The organism is Burkholderia sp. IT-111MI5, from assembly GCF_949752865.1.
In the GTDB taxonomy this organism is placed as follows: domain Bacteria; phylum Pseudomonadota; class Gammaproteobacteria; order Burkholderiales; family Burkholderiaceae; genus Burkholderia; species Burkholderia pyrrocinia_C.
Genome location: NZ_CATKIF010000006.1, coordinates 129027 through 149425 on the forward strand (window position 1 = coordinate 129027; position 20399 = coordinate 149425).

Consider the following 20399-nt stretch of genomic DNA (forward strand, 5'->3'; position numbering starts at 1 on the left):
GGCGCCGGCCTATGATCCGCGCTTCTCGGGCAGATCGAAGGGCAGGTAGCCGATGCAGGGGTGGAAGCGGTGCGCGCTCGCGTTGAGCGCGGGGTGGATGCTGGTGTCGTCCGCGTTTGCCGGCGGCGAGCCGGTGCGGATCGCGCTGATCGAAGGGATGTCGGGCCCGTTCGCGAACGCCGGCGCGGCGGTCGAGCGCAACCTGCGCTTCGGCGTCGAGCAGGTCAACGCGTCGGGCGGCGTGAAGCTGCGCGACGGCGCGCATCCGCTCGAGCTCGTCGTGCTCGACAGCAAGGGCAGCCCGGAGGAGGCGCTCGTGCAGTTGCGCGCGGCTGCGGACCGGCATATCGGTTTCGTCGCGCAGGGCAACAGTTCGGCCGTCGCGGCCGCGCTCGTCGCGGCGCTCGACAAGCTGAACGCACGCGACCCGGATAACCGGATGCTGTTCCTCAACTATTCGGCCGACGATCCGGCACTGACCGGCGCGCGCTGCAGTTTCTGGCATTTCCGCTTCGACGCGCACGCGGGGATGCGGATGGCCGCGCTCGCGGACGTGATGGCGCACGACCGCGCGCTGCGCAAGGTCTATCTGCTGAACCAGGACTACAGTTTCGGCCGCGACGTCAGCACGCTCGCGCGGCAGGCGCTGGCCGCGCGGCGCCCGGACGTGACGATCGCCGGCGACGAATTCCACCCGATCGGCCGGATCAAGGATTTCTCGCCGTATATCGCGAAAATCCGTACGAGCGGCGCGGACGCCGTCGTGACCGGCAACTGGGGCAACGACCTCACGCTGCTCGTGAAGGCGGCGCGTGAGCAGGGGCTGAATGCGAAGTTCTATACGTTCTACGGCAACAGCCTCGGCGCGCCGGCCGCGCTCGGCGATGCGGGCGTCGGGCGGGTCGTCGCCGTGGCGGACTGGCACCCGAACGCGGGCGGCGCGAAATCCGACGCGTTCTACCGCGCGTTCCGGACCCGTTTTCCGGCCGCGCAGGACGACTATCCGGTACGGCGAATGAGCGTGATGATCGAGATGCTGGCCGCCGCGATGAACCGCGCGGGGTCGGCCGACCCCGTCGCGGTTGCGCGTGCGCTCGAGGGCTTGTCGTTCGACGACGGCTTCCACGCGTCGCGGATGCGCGCGCAGGATCACCAGTTGATCCAGCCCCTTTACGTGATGGAGATGGACAAGGCCGGCACGCCGGGTGTGCGCTTCGACAACGAGGGTTCGGGCTACGGTTTCCGGACGGTGCTCGCGGTGCCGGCGCAGCGCACGGAAATGCCGTCTGCCTGTTCGATGACGCGCCCGTGACAGGGGCGGTGGGAACGGTGTGGAGTTGTGTTACAATGCCCGCCGGTTGTAAGTCACGGCACGGCCATTCTTCCGTGTCCGCCTGTTCAGTTAGTAAGTAGGAAACTAAGGAAATCACATGTCTGTTGCAGATATCAAGAAGTCGGAAGTCGTTGCTCAGTTCGCCCGCGGTACCAACGACACGGGGTCGCCCGAAGTCCAGGTCGCACTGCTGACCGCACGTATCGTCGAACTGACGGGTCACTTCAAGACCCACGCGAAGGATCACCACAGCCGCCGCGGCCTGCTGCGCATGGTTAGCCGCCGCCGCAAGCTGCTCGACTACCTCAAGGGCAAGGATGCCGACCGTTACCGCGCACTGATCGAGAAGCTGGGTCTGCGTAAGTAATCGAGGCGATTGCCGCCAGCAAGATGCCTGTGTCAGTCCGCTGATACAGGCATTTTGTTTTTGCGCGGTGCGTAGCGTCACACGCACCGCAGGCTGTCCTGCACGTTGGTGCCGGATTGCCGGAACGGCTGATACCGGGGTCGGGATTTGTGTCATTCCAGCGCGTCGCTGCCCGAGCGCCGCGCTGGAATGGCATAAAAAACACACCTTGCTCCGGGTGATTCGGTCGGGACGCCGCCGTGCGGGATGGCCCGTGCGGCGAATGAAATGCATGAATTCAAAGGAGCAACCATGTCCATGTTCAACAAGGTCGTGAAGGAATTCCAGTGGGGCCAGCACAAGGTGCGCCTCGAAACCGGTGAAGTCGCTCGCCAGGCAAGCGGCGCCGTGATCGTCGACGTCGAAGACACCGTCGTGCTGGCAACCGTCGTCGGCGCGAAGTCGGCGAAGCCGGGTCAGGATTTCTTCCCGCTGACCGTCGACTACCTCGAAAAGACCTACTCGGCCGGCAAGATCCCGGGCGGCTTCTTCCGCCGCGAAGGCCGTCCGTCGGAGCACGAGACGCTGACGTCGCGCCTGATCGACCGTCCGCTGCGCCCGCTGTTCCCGGAAGGCTTCTACAACGAAGTCCAGGTCGTGATCCACGTGCTGTCCGTGAACCCGGAAATCCCGGCGGACATCCCCGCGCTGATCGGCGCATCGGCTGCGCTCGCCGTGTCGGGCCTGCCGTTCAACGGCCCGGTCGGTGCCGCGCGCGTCGCGTACATCGACAACGCCTACGTGCTGAACCCGACGCGTGACCAGATCAAGGCGTCGAGCCTCGACCTCGTCGTCGCGGGTACGGAACGCGCGGTGCTGATGGTCGAATCGGAAGCCGACCAGCTGTCGGAAGACGTGATGCTGGGCGCCGTGGTGTTCGGCCACGAGCAGATGCAAGTGGCGATCGACGCGATCCACGAACTGGTGCGCGAAGGCGGCAAGCCCGAGTGGGACTGGCAGCCGGCGCCGAAGAACGAGGCGCTGATCGCACGCGTGACCGAGCTGGCGCAGAACGACCTGCTCGCCGCTTACCAGCTCCGCGACAAGCAGGCTCGCTCGGCGAAGCTGAAGGAAGTCTATTCGGCGACTTCGGCGAAGCTCGAGGAAGACGCGCTGGCGGCCGGCACGGTTGCTGCCGACAAGGCCACCGTCGGCAACGTCCTGTTCGACATCGAGGCAAAGATCGTCCGTTCGCAGATCCTGAACGGCGAGCCGCGCATCGACGGCCGCGATACGCGCACCGTGCGCCCGATCGAGATCCGCACCGGCGTGCTGCCGCGCACCCACGGCTCGGCGCTGTTCACGCGCGGCGAGACGCAGGCACTGGTCGTCGCGACGCTCGGCACGAAGGGTGACGAGCAGATCATCGACGCGCTCGAAGGCGAGTATCGCGAGCGCTTCATGCTCCACTACAACATGCCTCCGTTCGCGACCGGCGAAACGGGTCGCGTCGGCTCGCCGAAGCGCCGTGAAATCGGTCACGGCCGCCTCGCGAAGCGCGCGCTGGTCAAGTGCCTGCCGAGCGCCGACGAATTCGGCTACTCGATCCGCGTCGTGTCGGAAATCACCGAGTCGAACGGTTCGTCGTCGATGGCATCGGTGTGCGGCGGCTGCCTCGCGCTGATGGACGCCGGCGTGCCGATGAAGGCGCACGTCGCGGGCATCGCGATGGGCCTGATCCTCGAAGGCAACAAGTTCGCGGTGCTGACCGACATCCTCGGCGACGAAGATCACCTCGGCGACATGGACTTCAAGGTGGCCGGCACGGAGCAAGGCGTGACGGCGCTGCAGATGGACATCAAGATCCAGGGCATCACGAAGGAAATCATGCAGGTCGCGCTCGCGCAGGCGAAGGAAGGCCGCATGCACATCCTCGGCAAGATGACGTCGGCGGTCTCGGGTGCGAGCACGCAACTGTCCGAATTCGCACCGCGCATGATCACGATCAAGATCAACCCGGAAAAGATCCGTGACGTGATCGGCAAGGGCGGTTCGGTGATCCGTGCGCTGACGGAAGAAACGGGCACGACCATCGACATCTCGGACGACGGCGTCGTGACGATCGCGAGCACGAACAGCGACGGCATGGCCGAAGCGAAGAAGCGCATCGAGAACATCACGGCCGAGATCGAAGTCGGCCAGGTGTACGAAGGCACGGTGCTGAAGCTGCTCGATTTCGGCGCGATCGTGAACCTGCTGCCGGGCAAGGACGGCCTGCTGCACATCTCGGAAATCGTCAACGAGCGCGTGAAGGACATCAATGACTACCTGAAGGAAGGTCAGCAGGTCAAGGTCAAGGTGATCCAGACGGACGAGAAGGGTCGCGTGCGTCTGTCGGCAAAGGCGCTGCTGAATGAAGCAGCGGCAGCGTCGCAGTCGGACGCGCCGCCGCAGCAGTAAGCGGGCAGGCGGACCAACGGCCGGCAGCGCGAAAGCGCGCCGGCCGTTTTTTCTGTAGCATCGTTGTGCGGCGCAGCAGCGCCGGCGAGGCGCCCGTGCCGCGCGCACGGGCGCCATCCGATTCCGATCCTGGAGCCACCGTCACCATGAAAGCCATCGAAATCACCGAATTCGGCGCCCCCGACGTGCTGAAGCTTGCGGAGCGTCCGCGCCCCGAACCGAAGCGCGGCGAGGTGCTGATCAAGGTGGCGGCTTCCGGCGTGAACCGGCCCGACGTATTCCAGCGCAAGGGCGCCTATGCGCCGCCGCCGGGCGCGTCGGATCTGCCGGGCCTTGAGGTCGCGGGCGAGATCGTCGGCGGCGACCTGTCCGATGCCGCGCTGAACCCGTTCGGCCTGAAGCTCGGCGATCGCGTGTGTGCGCTGCTCGCGGGCGGCGGTTATGCCGAGTATGCGGTCGCACCGCTGCCGCAATGCCTGCCGGTGCCCGACGGGCTCACCGATATCGAGGCCGCGTCGCTGCCAGAAACGTTTTTCACCGTGTGGAGCAACGTGTTCGACCGTGCGCAGCTCGGCGCGGGCGAGGGCGGCGAGCAGGAAACGCTGCTCGTGCAGGGCGGCTCGAGCGGCATCGGCGTGACGGCGATCCAGATCGCGCATGCGCTCGGTTTTCGCGTGTTCGCGACGGCCGGCACCGCCGACAAGTGCCGTGCGTGCGAGGCGCTCGGCGCGGAGCGCGCAATCAACTACAAGACCGAAGACTTCGTCGAGGTCGTGAAGTCGCTGACGCACGATCGCGGCGTCGACGTGATCCTTGACATGGTGGCGGGCTCGTACGTGCCGCGCGAGCTGTCCGCGCTCGCGGACGGCGGCCGCCTCGTGCTGATCGCGCTGCTCGGCGGCGCGAAGGCCGACGTCAACCTGAGCGAGATCCTGCGGCGCAGGCTGACGGTCACGGGTTCCACGCTGCGGCCGCGCCCGGTCGAGTTCAAGGCGCGCATCGCCGCGCAACTGAAGGCGCGCGTGTGGCCGCTGATCGCCGACGGCAGCATCAAGCCGGTGATCTATCGTGTGCTGCCGGCCGCGGAAGCCGCGCAGGCGCACGCGCTGATGGAAAGCAGCGAGCATACCGGCAAGATCGTGCTCGATTGGGGTGCGAACGCCTGACGGCCCGTGCGGCCGGCCTTGACATGCGCGGTTTGACCGGTTCAAGCCGTGCGCAGTAAAATCGCGGGTTTGCTTCGCCAGATCAAACCTGACGGCCGGTTTCCGGCGCGTTAATGACACAGCGGTGACGAGACAGACACGATGTCGAAACAGAGAACTAAGCGGGTGATCGGCAACTGGAAGATGCACGGCCGGCTGGCCGGCAACCAGGCGTTGCTGAACGAAGTGGTGCAGGGCGCGGGCGCGGTGGCGGCCGAAACGTCGGTCGGCGTGTGCGTGCCGTTCCCCTATCTCGCGCAGGTTCAGGCGCAGCTCGACGGCGGTCGTGTCGCCTGGGGCGCGCAGGACGTGTCCGCGCACGAGCAGGGCGCGTTCACCGGCGAAGTGGCGGCCGCGATGGTTGCGGAATTCGGCGCACGCTATGCGATCGTCGGCCACTCGGAGCGTCGCGCGTATCACGGCGAGCGCAACGAGACGGTCGCGGCGAAGACGCAGCGCGCGCTCGCGGCCGGCCTCACGCCGGTCGTGTGCGTCGGCGAGACGCTCGACGAGCGCGAGTCGGGCGCGACCGAGCAGGTCGTCGGTGCGCAGCTCGACGCGGTGCTGGCCGTGCTGACGGCCGACGAGGCTGCACGCATCGTCGTCGCGTACGAGCCGGTCTGGGCGATCGGCACGGGCAAGAGCGCGACGTCGGCGCAGGCACAGGACGTGCACGCGTTCCTGCGTGCGCGTCTCGCGGCAAAGGGCGCGGCTGACGTGTCCGTGCTGTACGGCGGCAGCGTGAAGCCGGACAACGCGGAAGAGCTGTTTGCGCAGCCGGACATCGACGGCGGCCTGATCGGCGGCGCGTCGCTGAAGGCGGAAGATTTCCTGGCGATCTGCCGGGCCGCGCGTTGAGCGGTCTGCGATCGAATTGAACCATGAAGGCGGCCGGTCGATCCGGTCGCCCGATCCAATCGGGTGGGTGTGATGCTGTTATTCAAGACGCTGATTATTGTGGTGCAGGTACTGTCTGCACTCGGTGTGATTGGTCTCGTGCTGCTGCAGCACGGCAAGGGTGCCGACATGGGCGCTGCATTCGGCAGCGGCGCGTCGGGCAGCCTGTTCGGTGCGACGGGCTCGGCGAACTTCCTGTCGCGCACGACGGGCATTCTCGCGACGATCTTTTTTATCGCGACGCTCGCGCTGACGTACCTCGGTTCGTACAAGTCGACGCCGTCGGCGGGCGTGCTCGGCGCGGCTGCGACCGCACCGGCATCGGCGCCTGCAGCGTCGGCGCCGGCCGTTGCGGCATCCGCTGCCGCGGGTTCGGCTGCAAGCGCGCCGGGCCAGGACGTCCCGAAATAAAAAGTTAAATTTTTTGCGTTTGTGCGTTGAACAATTCTAGAAGTCGGGTTAGAATTTAAGTCTTGAAGCGATTCGCGGGAAACAAGCAGCACAACCCGAGTTGCATGCAGTGCCGACGTGGTGAAATTGGTAGACACGCTATCTTGAGGGGGTAGTGGCGAAAGCTGTGCGAGTTCGAGTCTCGCCGTCGGCACCAAAGTTACTCAATGCCAGCCGCTTCCAGTGGCTGGCATTTTTCATTTCTGGGGTGTCCTTGCGGTTGTCTTGCGATCGCCTGCACTCCGAAATGATTCCTTCCGCCGGAAGTGGTATTCTCCGGACGCTCAGAACCAACCGATAGAGGATTGCCTTGAACCTCGCAGCCTATTACCCCGTTTTGTTGTTCCTCCTCGTGGGCACTGGTTTAGGTATAGCGCTGGTCAGCATCGGCAAGCTCCTTGGTCCCAACAAGCCGGACGTCGAGAAGAACGCACCGTACGAGTGCGGCTTCGAAGCCTTTGAAGACGCCCGGATGAAATTCGACGTCCGGTATTACCTCGTCGCCATCCTGTTCATCATCTTCGATCTCGAAACCGCATTCCTGTTTCCGTGGGGCGTCGCGCTCCGGGACATCGGCTGGCCGGGTTTCATCGCAATGATGATTTTTCTGCTCGAATTCCTGCTGGGCTTTGCCTATATCTGGAAGAAAGGCGGGCTCGACTGGGAGTGATGGGTTAATCGCCGGTTTGCATGGGCGGCCACGCTCGGTCGCTCGTCTGGAGTGGAAAGCAAATGAGTATCGAAGGGGTCTTGAAGGAAGGGTTTGTCACCACGACGGCTGACAAGCTGATCAACTGGACGCGTACCGGCTCGCTGTGGCCGATGACGTTCGGGCTCGCGTGTTGCGCCGTCGAGATGATGCATGCGGGCGCGGCCCGTTACGATCTGGACCGGTTCGGCGTCGTGTTTCGTCCGAGCCCGCGTCAATCGGACGTGATGATCGTCGCCGGCACGCTCTGCAACAAGATGGCGCCTGCGCTGCGCCGCGTGTACGACCAGATGGCCGAGCCGCGCTGGGTGATCTCGATGGGGTCGTGCGCGAACGGCGGTGGTTACTACCACTACTCGTACTCGGTGGTCCGCGGCTGCGACCGGATCGTGCCGGTCGACGTCTACGTGCCGGGCTGCCCGCCCACGGCCGAGGCGCTGGTCTACGGCGTGATCCAGCTTCAGGCGAAGATCCGCCGCACCAATACCATCGCCCGTCAATAAAGCCCCGAGCGTCCCCTCAATATGGCAAGCAAAATCGAGATCCTCAAGGCAAACCTCGAAGCCGCGCTCGGCGCGCGCGTGGTGAGCCTCACCGAAGCGATCGGTGAACTGACGCTCGTCGTGAAGGCGAGCGATTACCTCGAAGTCGCAAAGACGCTGCGCGACGATCCGAAGCTGCGTTTCGAGCAACTGATCGACCTCTGCGGCGTCGACTACCAGACCTTCGGCGACGGCGCCTACGACGGCCCGCGCTTCGCGGCCGTGTCGCACCTGCTGTCGGTCACGAACAACTGGCGCCTGCGCCTGCGTGCGTTCGCGCCGGACGACGACCTGCCGATCGTGGCATCGCTGGTCGACATCTGGAGCTCCGCGAACTGGTACGAGCGCGAAGCGTTCGACCTGTACGGCATCGTGTTCGAAGGCCACCCCGACCTGCGCCGCATCCTCACCGACTACGGCTTCATCGGCCACCCGTTCCGCAAGGACTTCCCGGTGTCGGGTTATGTCGAAATGCGTTACGACCCGGAAGAGAAGCGGGTCGTGTACCAGCCGGTGACGATCGAGCCGCGCGAAATCACGCCGCGCGTGATCCGCGAGGATCGCTATGGCGGTCTGAAACATTAAGGGGGCGTCATGGCAGAAATCAAGAACTACACGCTCAACTTCGGCCCGCAGCACCCGGCAGCGCACGGCGTGCTGCGCCTCGTGCTCGAGCTCGACGGCGAAGTCATCCAGCGTGCCGATCCGCACATCGGCCTGCTGCACCGCGCGACCGAAAAGCTCGCGGAATCCAAGACCTTCATCCAGTCCGTGCCGTACATGGACCGTCTCGACTACGTGTCGATGATGGTCAACGAGCACGGCTACGTGCTCGCGATCGAAAAGCTGCTCGGCATCGACGTGCCGGAGCGCGCGCAGTACATCCGCGTGCTGTTCGACGAGATCACGCGCGTGCTGAACCACCTGATGTGGATCGGCGCGCACGCACTCGACGTCGGCGCGATGGCCGTGTTCCTGTACGCATTCCGCGAACGCGAAGACCTGATGGACGTGTACGAAGCGGTGTCCGGCGCCCGGATGCACGCGGCGTACTATCGTCCGGGCGGCGTCTACCGCGACCTGCCTGACGCAATGCCGCAATACAAGGCGTCGAAGATTCGCAACGAGAAGGCGCTCGCGAAGATGAACGAAGCGCGCAGCGGCTCGGTGCTCGACTTCATCGACGATTTCTTCACGCGCTTCCCGAAGTGCGTCGACGAATACGAAACGCTGCTCACCGACAACCGGATCTGGAAGCAGCGTCTGGTCGGGATCGGCGTGGTCAGCCCCGAACGTGCGCTGCAGATGGGCCTGACGGGCCCGATGCTGCGCGGCTCGGGCATCGCGTGGGACCTGCGCAAGAAGCAGCCGTACGAAGTGTACGATCGCATGGATTTCGACGTGCCGGTCGGCGTGAACGGCGATTGCTACGACCGCTATCTGGTGCGCGTCGAAGAAATGCGCCAGTCGATCCGCATCGCGAAACAGTGTATTGAGTGGCTCCGCAAGAATCCGGGCCCGGTGATGACGGACAATCACAAGGTTGCACCGCCGTCGCGCGTCGGCATGAAGACCAACATGGAAGACTTGATTCACCACTTCAAGCTCTTCACCGAAGGTTTCCATGTGCCGGAAGGCGAAGCGTACGCGGCGGTCGAGCATCCGAAGGGCGAGTTCGGCATCTACCTCGTGTCGGACGGTGCCAACAAGCCGTATCGCCTCAAGATTCGCGCGCCGGGTTTCGCGCACCTGGCGTCGCTCGACGAAATGGCGCGCGGTCACATGATCGCCGACGCCGTCACGATCATCGGTACGCAGGACATCGTGTTCGGCGAGATCGATCGCTAATGGTTGCGCCGCCCGTTTGCTCCGGGCGGCGAGCGGTAAGTCACACGCGATGCGCGCTGAACCGGCGCGACTTCGCAAGCTGTCAACAGAGTGAGCGCCAGGTCTGCCGTCCATGCACCCCAAGTGTGCGGCAGGTTCTTCGTTCGGTAGGAATTGAAAGAGTCGTGTCTGAAAATGATCTCAGCTGAAGGCCTGAAGGAAATCGATCGAGCGTTGACGAAGTATCCCGCCGATCAGAAACAGTCCGCCGTGATGTCGGCGTTGGCCGTTGCTCAGGAAGAGCACGGCTGGCTGTCGCCCGAACTGATGCAGTTCGTTGCGGACTATCTCGGCATGCCGGCCGTCGCCGTGCAGGAAGTCGCGACGTTCTACACGATGTACGAGCTCAACCCGGTCGGCAAGCACAAGATCACGCTCTGCACGAACCTGCCGTGCCAGCTTGGCCCGCACGGCGGCGCGGAAGCGACTGCCGACTACCTGAAACAGAAGCTGGGCATCGGCTTCGGCGAAACCACGCCCGACGGCAAGTTCACGCTGAAGGAAGGCGAATGCATGGGCTCGTGCGGCGATGCGCCGGTGCTGCTGGTGAACAATCACAGAATGTGCAGCTTCATGAGCCGCGAGAAGATCGACCAGCTGCTTGAGGAGCTCTCGAAATGACGTCCCTCCACGACCGTCACATCAAACCGCTGATCCTCGCTGGTCTGAACGGCGAGAACTGGCATCTCGAAGACTACGTCGCGCGCGGCGGCTACAAGCAGCTGCGCCGCATTCTCGAAGAAAAGATTCCGCCCGAGCAGGTGATCGCCGACGTCAAGGCGTCGGGCCTGCGCGGCCGTGGCGGTGCGGGCTTCCCGACCGGCCTGAAGTGGAGCTTCATGCCGCGCCAGTTCCCGGGGCAGAAGTACCTCGTCTGCAACTCGGACGAAGGCGAGCCGGGCACGTTCAAGGATCGCGACATCCTGCGCTGGAACCCGCACGCGCTGATCGAAGGCATGGCCATCGGCGCATACGCGATGGGCATCACCGTCGGCTACAACTACATCCACGGCGAAATCTTCGAAGTGTATCGGCGCTTCGAAGCCGCGCTCGATGAAGCGCGCGCCGCAGGCTTCCTCGGCGACCACATCATGGGTTCCGAATTCTCGTTCCAGCTGCACGCGCACCACGGTTACGGCGCGTACATCTGCGGCGAGGAAACGGCGCTGCTCGAGTCGCTCGAAGGCAAGAAGGGCCAGCCGCGCTTCAAGCCGCCGTTCCCGGCGAGCTTCGGCGTGTACGGCAAGCCGACCACGATCAACAACACCGAGACGTTCGCCGCGGTGCCGTTCCTGCTGTCCATCGGGCCGCAGAATTACCTCGAGATCGGCAAGCCGAACAACGGCGGCACGAAGATTTTCTCGGTGTCGGGCGACGTCGAGCGTCCGGGCAACTACGAAGTGCCGCTCGGCACGCCGTTCGCGACGCTGATGGAGCTCGCCGGCGGGATGCGCGGCGGCAAGAAGATCAAGGCCGTGATTCCGGGCGGTTCGTCGGCACCGGTGATCCCGGGCGACATCATGATGCAGACCGATCTCGACTACGATTCGATCGCGAAGGCGGGCTCGATGCTCGGTTCCGGCGCGGTGATCGTGATGGACGAGACGCGCTGCATGGTGCGCTCGCTGCTGCGTCTGTCGTACTTCTACTACGAGGAATCGTGCGGCCAGTGCACGCCGTGCCGCGAAGGCACCGGCTGGCTGTATCGCGTCGTGAACCGTATCGAGCACGGCGAAGGCCGCCAGGAGGATCTGGACCTGCTGAACTCGGTTGCCGAGAACATCATGGGCCGCACGATCTGTGCGCTCGGCGATGCGGCGGCGATGCCGGTACGCGGGATGCTCAAGCACTACTGGGACGAATTCGCGTACCACGTCGAGCACAAGCACTGCATGGTCGGCGGCCACGCGCACGCGGCTGCGGCCTGAAGCGAACCGGTTGCGGAATTTGAGCGCACGGTCGGGCGAAGGCGCGAACGGGCGGAAATAGGTTAAGGACCATTCACCATCATGGTTGAACTTGAAATAGACGGCAAGAAGGTCGAGGTGCCCGAAGGCAGCATGGTGATCCAGGCTGCGCACAAGGCGGATACGTACATTCCTCACTTCTGCTATCACAAGAAACTGTCGGTTGCGGCCAACTGCCGGATGTGTCTCGTCGAAGTCGAGAAGATGCCGAAGGCCGTGCCTGCCTGCGCGACTCCCGTGTCGGCCGGCATGATCGTCCACACGCAGTCCGACAAGGCCGTGAAGGCGCAGCAGTCGGTGATGGAATTCCTCCTCATCAATCACCCGCTCGATTGCCCGATCTGCGATCAGGGCGGCGAATGCCAGCTGCAGGATCTGGCGGTCGGCTACGGCAAGTCGTCGTCGCGCTACTCGGAAGAAAAGCGCGTGGTGTTCCACAAGAACGTGGGCCCGCTGATCTCGATGGAAGAAATGTCGCGCTGCATCCACTGCACGCGCTGCGTCCGCTTCGGCCAGGAAATCGCCGGCGTGATGGAGTTCGGCATGCTGGGCCGCGGCGAGCACTCGGAAATCACGACGTTCGTCGGCAAGACGGTCGATTCCGAGATGTCGGGCAACATGATCGACCTGTGCCCGGTCGGCGCGCTGACCAGCAAGCCGTTCCGCTACAGCGCCCGGACGTGGGAACTGTCGCGCCGCAAGTCGGTGAGCCCGCACGATTCCGTCGGCGCGAACCTCGTCGTGCAGGTGAAGAACAACCGCGTGATGCGCGTGCTGCCGTTCGAGAACGAAGCGATCAACGAATGCTGGATCTCGGACAAGGACCGCTTCTCGTATGAAGGCCTCAACAGCGAAGAGCGCCTGACGAAGCCGATGCTGAAGCAGGGCGGCCAGTGGATCGAGACCGACTGGCAGACCGCGCTCGAATATGTCGCGAAGGGCCTGAAGAGCATCGCCGCGGATCACGGCGCGAACGCGCTGGCGATGCTCGCGAGCGCGCACAGCACCGCTGAAGAGCTGTTCCTCGTGAAGCAGCTCGCACACGAACTGAAGACGCCGAACGTCGATTTCCGTCTGCGTCAGCAGGATTTCTCGGCGCCGGTGCAGGGCGCGCCGTGGCTCGGCATGCCGATCGCCGACCTGTCGAACGTGGACGCCGCGTTCGTCGTCGGTTCGTTCCTGCGCCGCGACCATCCGCTGTTCGCCGCGCGCCTGCGTCAGGCCGCGAAGAACGGCGCGAAGCTGCACTTCCTGCACGCGACCGGTGACGACGCACTGATCCCGACCGCGCAGCGCATCGTCGCCGCGCCGTCGGCATGGCTCGACGAGCTGGCCGGCATCGCCGCGGCCGTCGCGCAACTGCGCGGCGTCGCGCTGCCCGACACGCTCGCCGGCGTCACCGCATCGCCGGCCGCCCAGGCGGTCGCGCAGTCGCTCGCGAACGGCGAGCGCCGCGCGGTGCTGCTCGGCAACGTCGCGGTCCGCCATCCGGAATTCGCGAAGCTGCACGCGGTCGCCCAGTGGATCGCCGACAACACCGGCGCCACGTTCGGCTTCCTGACGGAAGCGGCTAACACGGTCGGCGCGCACGTCGTCGGCGCGCTGCCGGGCGAAGGCGGCCTGAATGCGCGCGAAGCGTTCGCGCAGCCGCGCAAGGGCTACGTGCTGCTGAACGTCGAACCGGAATTCGACACTGCCGATCCGGCGCAGGCGCTTGCCGCGCTGAACCAGGCCGAGATGGTTGTCGTGATGTCGCCGTTCAAGCACGGCCTCGACTACGCCGACGTGCTGCTGCCGGTTGCGCCGTTCACGGAAACGGCCGGCACGTTCGTCAACGCGGAAGGCACCGTGCAGAGCTTCAACGGCGTCGTGCGCCCGCTCGGCGACACGCGTCCGGCCTGGAAGGTGCTGCGCGTGCTGGGCAGCCTGCTCGGCCTGCCGAACTTCGAATACGAGACGGCGGAAGAAGTGCGTCTCGCGGCGCTCGGCGATGAAGGCGTCGCGGGCCGTCTGTCGAACCAGACGTCGATCGCGCCGGCGCGCGTCGCGGCGAATGCCGCGAACGGCGGCTTCGAGCGCCTGGCCGATGTGCCGATCTATCACGCCGACGCGCTCGTGCGCCGCGCAGGTGCACTGCACCTGACGGCCGCCGCGAAGGCGGCGAATGCCGCAGCCCTGCCGGCCGCGCTGTTCGACAAGCTGGGCTTGAAGGAAGGCGACGCCGTGCGCGTGCGCCAGGGCGAGCGTGCGGTGCAGTTGCCGGCCGTGCGCGACGCGAATCTTGCGGAGACGGTCGTTCGCGTGTCGGCGGCGACGCCTGCCGGCGCAGCGCTCGGCAGCCTGTCCGGTGAACTGGTGGTGGAGAAGGCGTAAATGAGCTTGTTCGATACGATCAACGCGGGCGGAGCCCAGCTTCTCGGCTTTGCGTGGCCGACGGTGTGGGCAGTCGTGCGCATCCTCGTCGTCTCCGTCGTCATCCTGCTGTGCGTCGCGTACCTGATTCTGTGGGAACGCAAGCTGATCGGCTGGATGCACGTGCGTCTCGGTCCGAACCGCGTCGGCCCCGGCGGCCTGCTGCAGCCGATCGCCGACGTGCTGAAGCTGCTGCTGAAGGAAGTCATTCAGCCGAGCGCCGCCAGCCGCTGGCTGTACCTGATCGCGCCGGTCATGACCGTCGTGCCGGCATTCGCCGTGTGGGCCGTGATCCCGTTCCAGGCTCAGGCCGTGCTCGCGAACATCAACGCGGGCCTGCTGTACGCGATGGCGATCTCGTCGATCGGCGTGTACGCGGTGATCCTTGCGGGCTGGGCGTCGAACTCGAAGTACGCGTTCCTCGGCGCGATGCGCGCCGCGGCGCAGATGGTCTCGTACGAAATCTCGATGGGCTTCGCGCTGGTGCTGGTGCTGATGACGGCCGGCAGCCTGAACATGTCGGAAATCGTCGGTTCGCAGCAGCACGGCTTCTTCGCGGGCCACGGCGTGAACTTCCTGTCGTGGAACTGGCTGCCGCTGCTGCCGGCGTTCGTCGTCTACTTCATCTCGGGCATCGCCGAAACGAACCGTCACCCGTTCGACGTGGTGGAAGGGGAGTCGGAAATCGTTGCCGGTCACATGATCGACTACTCGGGCATGGCGTTCGCGCTGTTCTTCCTCGCCGAGTACATCAACATGATCGTGATCTCGGCACTGGCTGCGACGCTGTTCCTCGGCGGCTGGGATGCACCGTTCGAGTTCCTGTCGTTCATTCCGGGCATCTTCTGGCTGGTGCTGAAGGTCTTTGCACTGCTGTCGGTGTTCATCTGGGTTCGCGCGACGTTCCCGCGCTACCGTTACGACCAGATCATGCGTCTGGGCTGGAAGGTGTTCCTGCCCGTCACGGTGATCTGGGTGGTCGTGGTCGGCTTCTGGATGATGTCGCCGCTCAACATCTGGGTGAAGTAATCGGACGAAATCATGACGGCAATCCAACACTTCTTTAAGACCTTCTTCCTGACTGAGCTGCTGAAGGGGCTCGCGCTGACCGGTCGTTACACGTTCAAGCGCAAGTTCACCGTGCAGTTCCCGGAAGAGAAGACCCCGATCTCGCCGCGTTTTCGCGGGCTGCATGCACTGCGCCGCTATGAGAACGGCGAAGAGCGCTGCATCGCGTGCAAGCTGTGCGAGGCCGTGTGTCCCGCATTGGCGATCACGATCGAATCGGAAACGCGCGCGGACAACACGCGCCGCACGACGCGCTACGACATCGACCTGACGAAGTGCATCTTCTGCGGTTTCTGCGAAGAGAGCTGCCCGGTCGATTCGATCGTCGAGACGCAGATTCTCGAGTACCACGGCGAAAAGCGCGGCGACCTGTATTTCACGAAGGAAATGCTGCTCGCGGTGGGCGATCGCTACGAGAAGGACATCGCCGCGGCGAAGGCTGCCGACGCGCCGTATCGTTGATTGTGTTTGCAGTGCCGGCCCGCAGCATGGGCCGAGCCGCCGCGACGGGTGCGGGCGTCCCGCAAGCCGCGCCTGACTATGGCCTAACGATGAACCGGTAATTATGGAATTCACGACCGTACTGTTCTACATCTTCGCGCTGCTCCTGGTGGTATCAGGGCTGAAGGTGATCACTTCGCGCAACCCGGTGGCGTCTGCGCTTTTCCTTGTGCTGGCGTTCTTCAACGCCGCCGCGATCTGGATGCTGCTGGAAGCGGAGTTCCTCGCGATCCTGCTGGTGCTGGTCTACGTGGGCGCCGTGATGGTGCTGTTCCTGTTCGTCGTGATGATGCTGGACATCAACATCGACTACCTGCGCCGCGACTTCAAGCGCTTCGTACCGATGGCGACCGTGGTCGGCGCGATCATCGTGATCGAGACCGCGCTGATCCTTTGGCGCGGCTACGGCGACACGCACACGGTGCACGCGATGGCGACGGGCGAGATGGCCAACTGGTCGAACACGCGACTGATCGGCAAGGTGATCTACACCGACTACATCTTCGCGTTTGAAATCGCCGGCCTCGTGCTGCTGGTCGCGATCATTGCCGCGATCGGGCTGACCGAGCGCAAGGGCAAGGACAGCAAGCGCCAGCGCGTGTCGGATCAGGTCAAGGTGCGCCGCAACGATCGCGTGCGCCTCGTGAAGATGGAAGCGGACAAGCCGGAGTCGGAAACGGCGCAGAGCGAAGCCGGTACGAGCACCAACGGCTAAGCGGAGGAAAGAAAACCATGTTGACTCTTGCTCACTACCTCGTGCTCGGCGCGATCCTGTTTGCGATCGCGATCGTCGGGATCTTCCTGAACCGCCGCAACATCATCATCATCCTGATGGCGATCGAATTGATGCTGCTAGCGGTGAATACCAACTTCGTCGCGTTCTCGCACTACCTCGGCGATGTGCACGGCCAGATCTTCGTGTTCTTCGTGCTGACGGTCGCCGCAGCGGAAGCCGCGATCGGCCTCGCGATTCTGGTGACCCTGTTCCGTAAGCTCGACACGATCAATGTCGAGGATCTCGATCAGCTCAAAGGTTAATTTCAGGCAACGCTGTTATGTCAACGACACTCAATGAAAACCTGCTGCTGGCGATTCCGCTCGCTCCGCTGGCCGGCTCGCTGATTGCGGGGCTGTTCGGGAGCGCAGTCGGGCGCAAGGGCGCACACCGGATCACGATCCTCGGCGTGATGATCGCGTTCCTCCTGTCGGCGAAAGTCTTCGTCGACGTGATGGGCGGCGCGAGCTTCAACGCGACCATCTACGAATGGATGCGGGTCGGCTCGCTGAAGCTCGAAGTCGGCTTCCTGGTCGATTCGATGACCGCGATGATGATGGTCGTCGTGACCTTCGTGTCGCTGATGGTGCACATCTACACGATCGGCTACATGTCGGAAGAAGACGGCTACCAGCGCTTCTTCTCGTACATCTCGCTGTTCACGTTCTCGATGCTGATGCTCGTGATGAGCAACAACTTCCTGCAGCTGTTCTTCGGCTGGGAAGCGGTGGGTCTGGTGTCGTACCTGCTGATCGGCTTCTACTTCACGCGTGAGAGCGCGATCTACGCGAACATGAAGGCGTTCCTCGTGAACCGCGTGGGCGACTTCGGCTTCCTGCTCGGCATCGGCCTGCTGCTCGCGTTCGCAGGCTCGATGAACTACGGCGAAGTGTTCGCGAAGCGCGCGGAGCTCGCGAGCCTGCACTTCCCGGGCACCGACTGGGGCCTGCTGACCGTCGCCTGTATCTGCCTGTTCATCGGCGCGATGGGTAAATCGGCACAGTTCCCGCTGCACGTGTGGCTGCCGGACTCGATGGAAGGCCCGACCCCGATCTCGGCGCTGATTCACGCGGCGACGATGGTGACGGCCGGCATCTTCATGGTGTCGCGCATGTCGCCGCTGTTCGAGCTGTCGGACACCGCGCTGTCGTTCGTCACGGTGATCGGCGCGATCACGGCGCTGTTCATGGGCTTCCTCGGCATCATCCAGAACGACATCAAGCGCGTGGTCGCGTATTCGACGCTGTCGCAGCTCGGCTACATGACCGTCGCGCTCGGCGTGTCCGCGTACCCGGTCGCGCTGTTCCACCTGATGACGCACGCGTTCTTCAAGGCGCTGCTGTTCCTCGCCGCGGGTTCGGTGATCATCGGCATGCACCACGACCAGGACATCCGCAACATGGGCGGCCTGCGCAAGTACATGCCGATCACGTGGATCACGTCGCTGATCGGCTCGCTCGCACTGATCGGCACGCCGTTCTTCTCCGGCTTCTACTCGAAGGATTCGATCATCGAGGCCGTGAAGGAATCGCATCTCGCGGGTTCGGGCTTCGCGTACTTCGCGGTGGTCGCCAGCGTGTTCGTGACGGCGCTGTACTCGTTCCGCATGTACTTCCTCGTGTTCCACGGCGAAGAGCGCTTCCGCAAGCCGAAGCATCCTGAATCGCCGATGGGCATGGCGGCCGCGCACGGTCACGACGATCACGGCCACGGCCATGGTCACGACGACCACGCACACGAACCGCACGAGACCCCGTGGGTCGTGTGGCTGCCGCTCGTGCTGCTCGCGATTCCGTCGGTGATCGTCGGTGCGATCGCGATCGGCCCGATGCTGTACGGCAGCTTCTTCGAACATGGCGTGGCATTCGACAAGGTGATCTTCATCGGCGAAAACCACCCGGGCCTCGAAGAGCTGGGCAAGGAATTCCATGGCTGGGCCGCGATGGGCCTGCACTCGCTGACGACGCTGCCGTTGTGGCTCGCGATCGCCGGTGTCGTGGTCGCGTGGTTCCTGTACCTGAAGCGTCCTGAGCTGCCTGCCGTGATCCGCCGCGCGTTCGGCCCGATCTACACGCTGCTCGACAACAAGTACTACATGGACAAGATCAACGAGGTGGTGTTTGCCAAGGGCTCGGTCGCGATCGGCCGCGGTCTGTGGAAAGAGGGCGATGTCGTCGTGATCGACGGTCTCGTCAACGGCAGCGCCCGGTTCATCGGCTGGTTCGCCGGCGTGATCCGCTTCCTCCAATCCGGTTACATCTATCACTACGCGTTCGCCATGATCATCGGCATGCTGGGGCTCTTGACCCTGTTTGTAACGCTCGGCGGCAAATAAGGCGAGGGGACAAGAACAATGCACGCTTTTCCGATTCTCAGTACCGCGATCTGGCTGCCGATCGTTTTCGGCCTCCTCGTGCTCGCGGTGGGTAACGACAAAAATCCGGGGACGGCCCGCTGGGTCGCGCTGATCGGCTCGCTGCTCGGCCTCGCGGTCACGATTCCGCTGATCACGGGCTTCGACTCGAGCACGGCTGCGCTGCAGTTCGTCGAGAAGTCGACCTGGATCGAACGCTTCGACATCGCGTATCACCTCGGCGTCGACGGTATCTCGATGTGGTTCGTCGTGCTGACCGCGCTGATCACGGTGATCGTCGTGATCGCCGCGTGGGAAGTGATCACCGAGAACGTCGCGCAGTACCTCGCGGCCTTCCTGATCCTGTCCGGGATCATGATCGGCGTGTTCTCGGCGGCCGACGGCCTGCTGTTCTACGTGTTCTTCGAGGCGACCCTGATCCCGATGTACATCATCATCGGCGTGTGGGGCGGCCCGAACCGCGTGTATGCGGCGTTCAAGTTCTTCCTGTACACGCTGGCCGGCTCGCTGCTGATGCTGGTCGCACTGATCTACCTGTACACGGAAACGCATTCGTTCGACCTCGCGACGTGGCAGAACGCGAAGATCGCGATGACGCCACAGATCCTGCTGTTCATCGCGTTCTTCCTTGCGTTCGCGGTGAAGGTGCCGATGTGGCCGGTGCACACCTGGCTGCCGGACGCGCACGTGGAAGCGCCGACGGGCGGTTCGGTCGTGCTGGCTGCGATCATGCTGAAGCTCGGCGCGTACGGTTTCCTGCGCTTCTCGCTGCCGATCACGCCTGACGCGAGCCACTTCCTGGCACCCGTCGTGATCACGCTGTCGCTGATCGCGGTGATCTACATCGGCCTCGTCGCGATGGTGCAGTCCGACATGAAGAAGCTGGTCGCGTATTCGTCGATTGCGCACATGGGCTTCGTCACGCTCGGCTTCTTCATCTTCAACCAGCTCGGCGTCGAAGGCGCGATCGTCCAGATGATCTCGCACGGCTTCGTGTCGGGCGCGATGTTCCTCTGCATCGGCGTGCTGTACGACCGCTTGCACTCGCGCCAGATCGCCGACTACGGCGGCGTCGTCAACGTGATGCCGAAGTTCGCGGCATTCGCGATGCTGTTCTCGATGGCCAACTGCGGCCTGCCGGGTACGTCGGGTTTCGTCGGCGAGTTCATGGTGATTCTCGCGGCCGTCCAGTACAACTTCTGGATCGCATTCGGCGCGGCATTCACGCTGATCCTCGGTGCCGCATACACGCTGTGGATGTACAAGCGCGTGTACTTCGGCGCGGTGGCGAACGATCACGTCGCCAAGCTGAAGGACATCGGCCGTCGCGAATTCCTGATGCTGGCCGTGCTGGCCGCGTTCACGATGCTGATGGGCCTGTATCCGAAGCCCTTTACCGACGTGATGCACGTTTCCGTCGAAAACCTCCTCTCCCACGTCGCGCAGTCCAAGCTGCCGCTGGCCCAGTAATCG

At 64.2% G+C, this 20399-nt stretch carries 19 protein-coding genes and 1 tRNA gene; all 20 read left to right on the forward strand.

The features are described 5' to 3' along the window. The first annotated feature begins 52 nt into the window (after positions 1–52). The 20 genes from ACM6JT_RS05470 to ACM6JT_RS05565 all read left to right on the forward strand — a co-directional run bounded on the left by ACM6JT_RS05470 (position 53) and on the right by ACM6JT_RS05565 (position 20396). Positions 53–1312: a branched-chain amino acid ABC transporter substrate-binding protein gene (locus ACM6JT_RS05470; protein ID WP_034184882.1), complete on the forward strand. Its 1260-nt coding sequence runs from the start codon at positions 53–55 to the stop codon at positions 1310–1312. A gap of 118 nt (positions 1313–1430) precedes the next feature. Then, a complete protein-coding gene (gene rpsO, locus ACM6JT_RS05475; protein ID WP_006398792.1) occupies positions 1431–1700 on the forward strand; it encodes a 30S ribosomal protein S15 in 270 nt (89 codons plus the stop codon). Positions 1701–1991: 291 nt separating this feature from the next. Beyond that, on the forward strand, positions 1992–4139 hold the full coding sequence (gene pnp, locus ACM6JT_RS05480; RefSeq protein WP_217590889.1) for a polyribonucleotide nucleotidyltransferase: 2148 nt from the start codon (positions 1992–1994) through the stop codon (positions 4137–4139). Positions 4140–4285: 146 nt separating this feature from the next. Further along, positions 4286–5305 (forward strand): NAD(P)H-quinone oxidoreductase, encoded by a 1020-nt coding sequence (locus tag ACM6JT_RS05485; protein ID WP_105390972.1) that lies wholly within the window; start codon positions 4286–4288, stop codon positions 5303–5305. Between the two features lie 141 nt (positions 5306–5446). Next, the gene (gene tpiA / locus ACM6JT_RS05490; RefSeq protein ID WP_034184885.1) at positions 5447–6202 is read left to right on the forward strand and encodes a triose-phosphate isomerase; all 756 of its coding nucleotides are present in this window, start codon (positions 5447–5449) and stop codon (positions 6200–6202) included. 72 nt (positions 6203–6274) lie between these two features. Then, positions 6275–6652, forward strand: a complete 378-nt coding sequence (gene secG, locus ACM6JT_RS05495) for a preprotein translocase subunit SecG (protein WP_034184886.1) — start codon at positions 6275–6277, stop codon at positions 6650–6652. A gap of 111 nt (positions 6653–6763) precedes the next feature. Then, positions 6764–6848, forward strand: a tRNA-Leu gene (locus ACM6JT_RS05500). 153 nt (positions 6849–7001) lie between these two features. Beyond that, the gene (locus ACM6JT_RS05505) at positions 7002–7361 is read left to right on the forward strand and encodes an NADH-quinone oxidoreductase subunit A (RefSeq protein WP_006398798.1); all 360 of its coding nucleotides are present in this window, start codon (positions 7002–7004) and stop codon (positions 7359–7361) included. Between the two features lie 62 nt (positions 7362–7423). After that, a complete protein-coding gene (locus ACM6JT_RS05510) occupies positions 7424–7903 on the forward strand; it encodes a NuoB/complex I 20 kDa subunit family protein (protein ID WP_006398799.1) in 480 nt (159 codons plus the stop codon). Between the two features lie 21 nt (positions 7904–7924). Beyond that, complete coding sequence (locus tag ACM6JT_RS05515) at positions 7925–8527, forward strand: NADH-quinone oxidoreductase subunit C (RefSeq protein WP_034184887.1); 603 nt, start codon at positions 7925–7927, stop codon at positions 8525–8527. 9 nt (positions 8528–8536) lie between these two features. Next, on the forward strand, positions 8537–9790 hold the full coding sequence (locus ACM6JT_RS05520) for an NADH-quinone oxidoreductase subunit D (protein WP_034184888.1): 1254 nt from the start codon (positions 8537–8539) through the stop codon (positions 9788–9790). Between the two features lie 174 nt (positions 9791–9964). Further along, positions 9965–10450, forward strand: coding sequence for an NADH-quinone oxidoreductase subunit NuoE (gene nuoE, locus ACM6JT_RS05525; RefSeq protein ID WP_006756903.1), 486 nt, complete (start codon positions 9965–9967; stop codon positions 10448–10450). Next, positions 10447–11757 carry an NADH-quinone oxidoreductase subunit NuoF gene (gene nuoF / locus ACM6JT_RS05530; RefSeq protein ID WP_034184889.1) on the forward strand — a complete coding sequence of 437 codons (1311 nt, stop codon included), beginning with the start codon at positions 10447–10449 and terminating at the stop codon, positions 11755–11757. Before nuoE ends, nuoF begins: the two co-directional genes overlap by 4 nt. Before the next feature lie 81 nt (positions 11758–11838). Next, positions 11839–14169, forward strand: a complete 2331-nt coding sequence (nuoG, locus tag ACM6JT_RS05535) for an NADH-quinone oxidoreductase subunit NuoG (RefSeq protein WP_414856079.1) — start codon at positions 11839–11841, stop codon at positions 14167–14169. Beyond that, positions 14170–15237: an NADH-quinone oxidoreductase subunit NuoH gene (nuoH, locus tag ACM6JT_RS05540; protein ID WP_034184891.1), complete on the forward strand. Its 1068-nt coding sequence runs from the start codon at positions 14170–14172 to the stop codon at positions 15235–15237. Between the two features lie 12 nt (positions 15238–15249). After that, the gene (gene nuoI / locus ACM6JT_RS05545; RefSeq protein WP_006478270.1) at positions 15250–15738 is read left to right on the forward strand and encodes an NADH-quinone oxidoreductase subunit NuoI; all 489 of its coding nucleotides are present in this window, start codon (positions 15250–15252) and stop codon (positions 15736–15738) included. A gap of 103 nt (positions 15739–15841) precedes the next feature. After that, a complete protein-coding gene (locus ACM6JT_RS05550) occupies positions 15842–16492 on the forward strand; it encodes an NADH-quinone oxidoreductase subunit J (RefSeq protein WP_414856080.1) in 651 nt (216 codons plus the stop codon). Between the two features lie 17 nt (positions 16493–16509). Next, on the forward strand, positions 16510–16815 hold the full coding sequence (gene nuoK / locus ACM6JT_RS05555) for an NADH-quinone oxidoreductase subunit NuoK (protein ID WP_004185739.1): 306 nt from the start codon (positions 16510–16512) through the stop codon (positions 16813–16815). 17 nt (positions 16816–16832) lie between these two features. After that, positions 16833–18887: an NADH-quinone oxidoreductase subunit L gene (gene nuoL, locus ACM6JT_RS05560; protein ID WP_414856081.1), complete on the forward strand. Its 2055-nt coding sequence runs from the start codon at positions 16833–16835 to the stop codon at positions 18885–18887. A gap of 18 nt (positions 18888–18905) precedes the next feature. Further along, positions 18906–20396 (forward strand): NADH-quinone oxidoreductase subunit M, encoded by a 1491-nt coding sequence (locus tag ACM6JT_RS05565; protein ID WP_034184894.1) that lies wholly within the window; start codon positions 18906–18908, stop codon positions 20394–20396. Positions 20397–20399 lie beyond the last annotated feature (3 nt).

Excerpts from the sequence above, each read along its gene's own strand:
- ACM6JT_RS05470 (WP_034184882.1), top strand. The coding sequence starts at position 53 with ATGCAGGGGTGGAAGCGGTGCGCGCTCGCGTTGAGCGCGGGGTGGATG.
- rpsO (WP_006398792.1), top strand. The coding sequence starts at position 1,431 with ATGTCTGTTGCAGATATCAAGAAGTCGGAAGTCGTTGCTCAGTTCGCC.
- pnp (WP_217590889.1), top strand. The coding sequence starts at position 1,992 with ATGTCCATGTTCAACAAGGTCGTGAAGGAATTCCAGTGGGGCCAGCAC.
- ACM6JT_RS05485 (WP_105390972.1), top strand. The coding sequence starts at position 4,286 with ATGAAAGCCATCGAAATCACCGAATTCGGCGCCCCCGACGTGCTGAAG.
- tpiA (WP_034184885.1), top strand. The coding sequence starts at position 5,447 with ATGTCGAAACAGAGAACTAAGCGGGTGATCGGCAACTGGAAGATGCAC.
- secG (WP_034184886.1), top strand. The coding sequence starts at position 6,275 with ATGCTGTTATTCAAGACGCTGATTATTGTGGTGCAGGTACTGTCTGCA.
- ACM6JT_RS05510 (WP_006398799.1), top strand. The coding sequence starts at position 7,424 with ATGAGTATCGAAGGGGTCTTGAAGGAAGGGTTTGTCACCACGACGGCT.
- ACM6JT_RS05515 (WP_034184887.1), top strand. The coding sequence starts at position 7,925 with ATGGCAAGCAAAATCGAGATCCTCAAGGCAAACCTCGAAGCCGCGCTC.
- ACM6JT_RS05520 (WP_034184888.1), top strand. The coding sequence starts at position 8,537 with ATGGCAGAAATCAAGAACTACACGCTCAACTTCGGCCCGCAGCACCCG.
- nuoE (WP_006756903.1), top strand. The coding sequence starts at position 9,965 with ATGATCTCAGCTGAAGGCCTGAAGGAAATCGATCGAGCGTTGACGAAG.
- nuoF (WP_034184889.1), top strand. The coding sequence starts at position 10,447 with ATGACGTCCCTCCACGACCGTCACATCAAACCGCTGATCCTCGCTGGT.
- nuoG (WP_414856079.1), top strand. The coding sequence starts at position 11,839 with ATGGTTGAACTTGAAATAGACGGCAAGAAGGTCGAGGTGCCCGAAGGC.
- nuoH (WP_034184891.1), top strand. The coding sequence starts at position 14,170 with ATGAGCTTGTTCGATACGATCAACGCGGGCGGAGCCCAGCTTCTCGGC.
- nuoI (WP_006478270.1), top strand. The coding sequence starts at position 15,250 with ATGACGGCAATCCAACACTTCTTTAAGACCTTCTTCCTGACTGAGCTG.
- ACM6JT_RS05550 (WP_414856080.1), top strand. The coding sequence starts at position 15,842 with ATGGAATTCACGACCGTACTGTTCTACATCTTCGCGCTGCTCCTGGTG.
- nuoK (WP_004185739.1), top strand. The coding sequence starts at position 16,510 with ATGTTGACTCTTGCTCACTACCTCGTGCTCGGCGCGATCCTGTTTGCG.
- nuoL (WP_414856081.1), top strand. The coding sequence starts at position 16,833 with ATGTCAACGACACTCAATGAAAACCTGCTGCTGGCGATTCCGCTCGCT.
- ACM6JT_RS05565 (WP_034184894.1), top strand. The coding sequence starts at position 18,906 with ATGCACGCTTTTCCGATTCTCAGTACCGCGATCTGGCTGCCGATCGTT.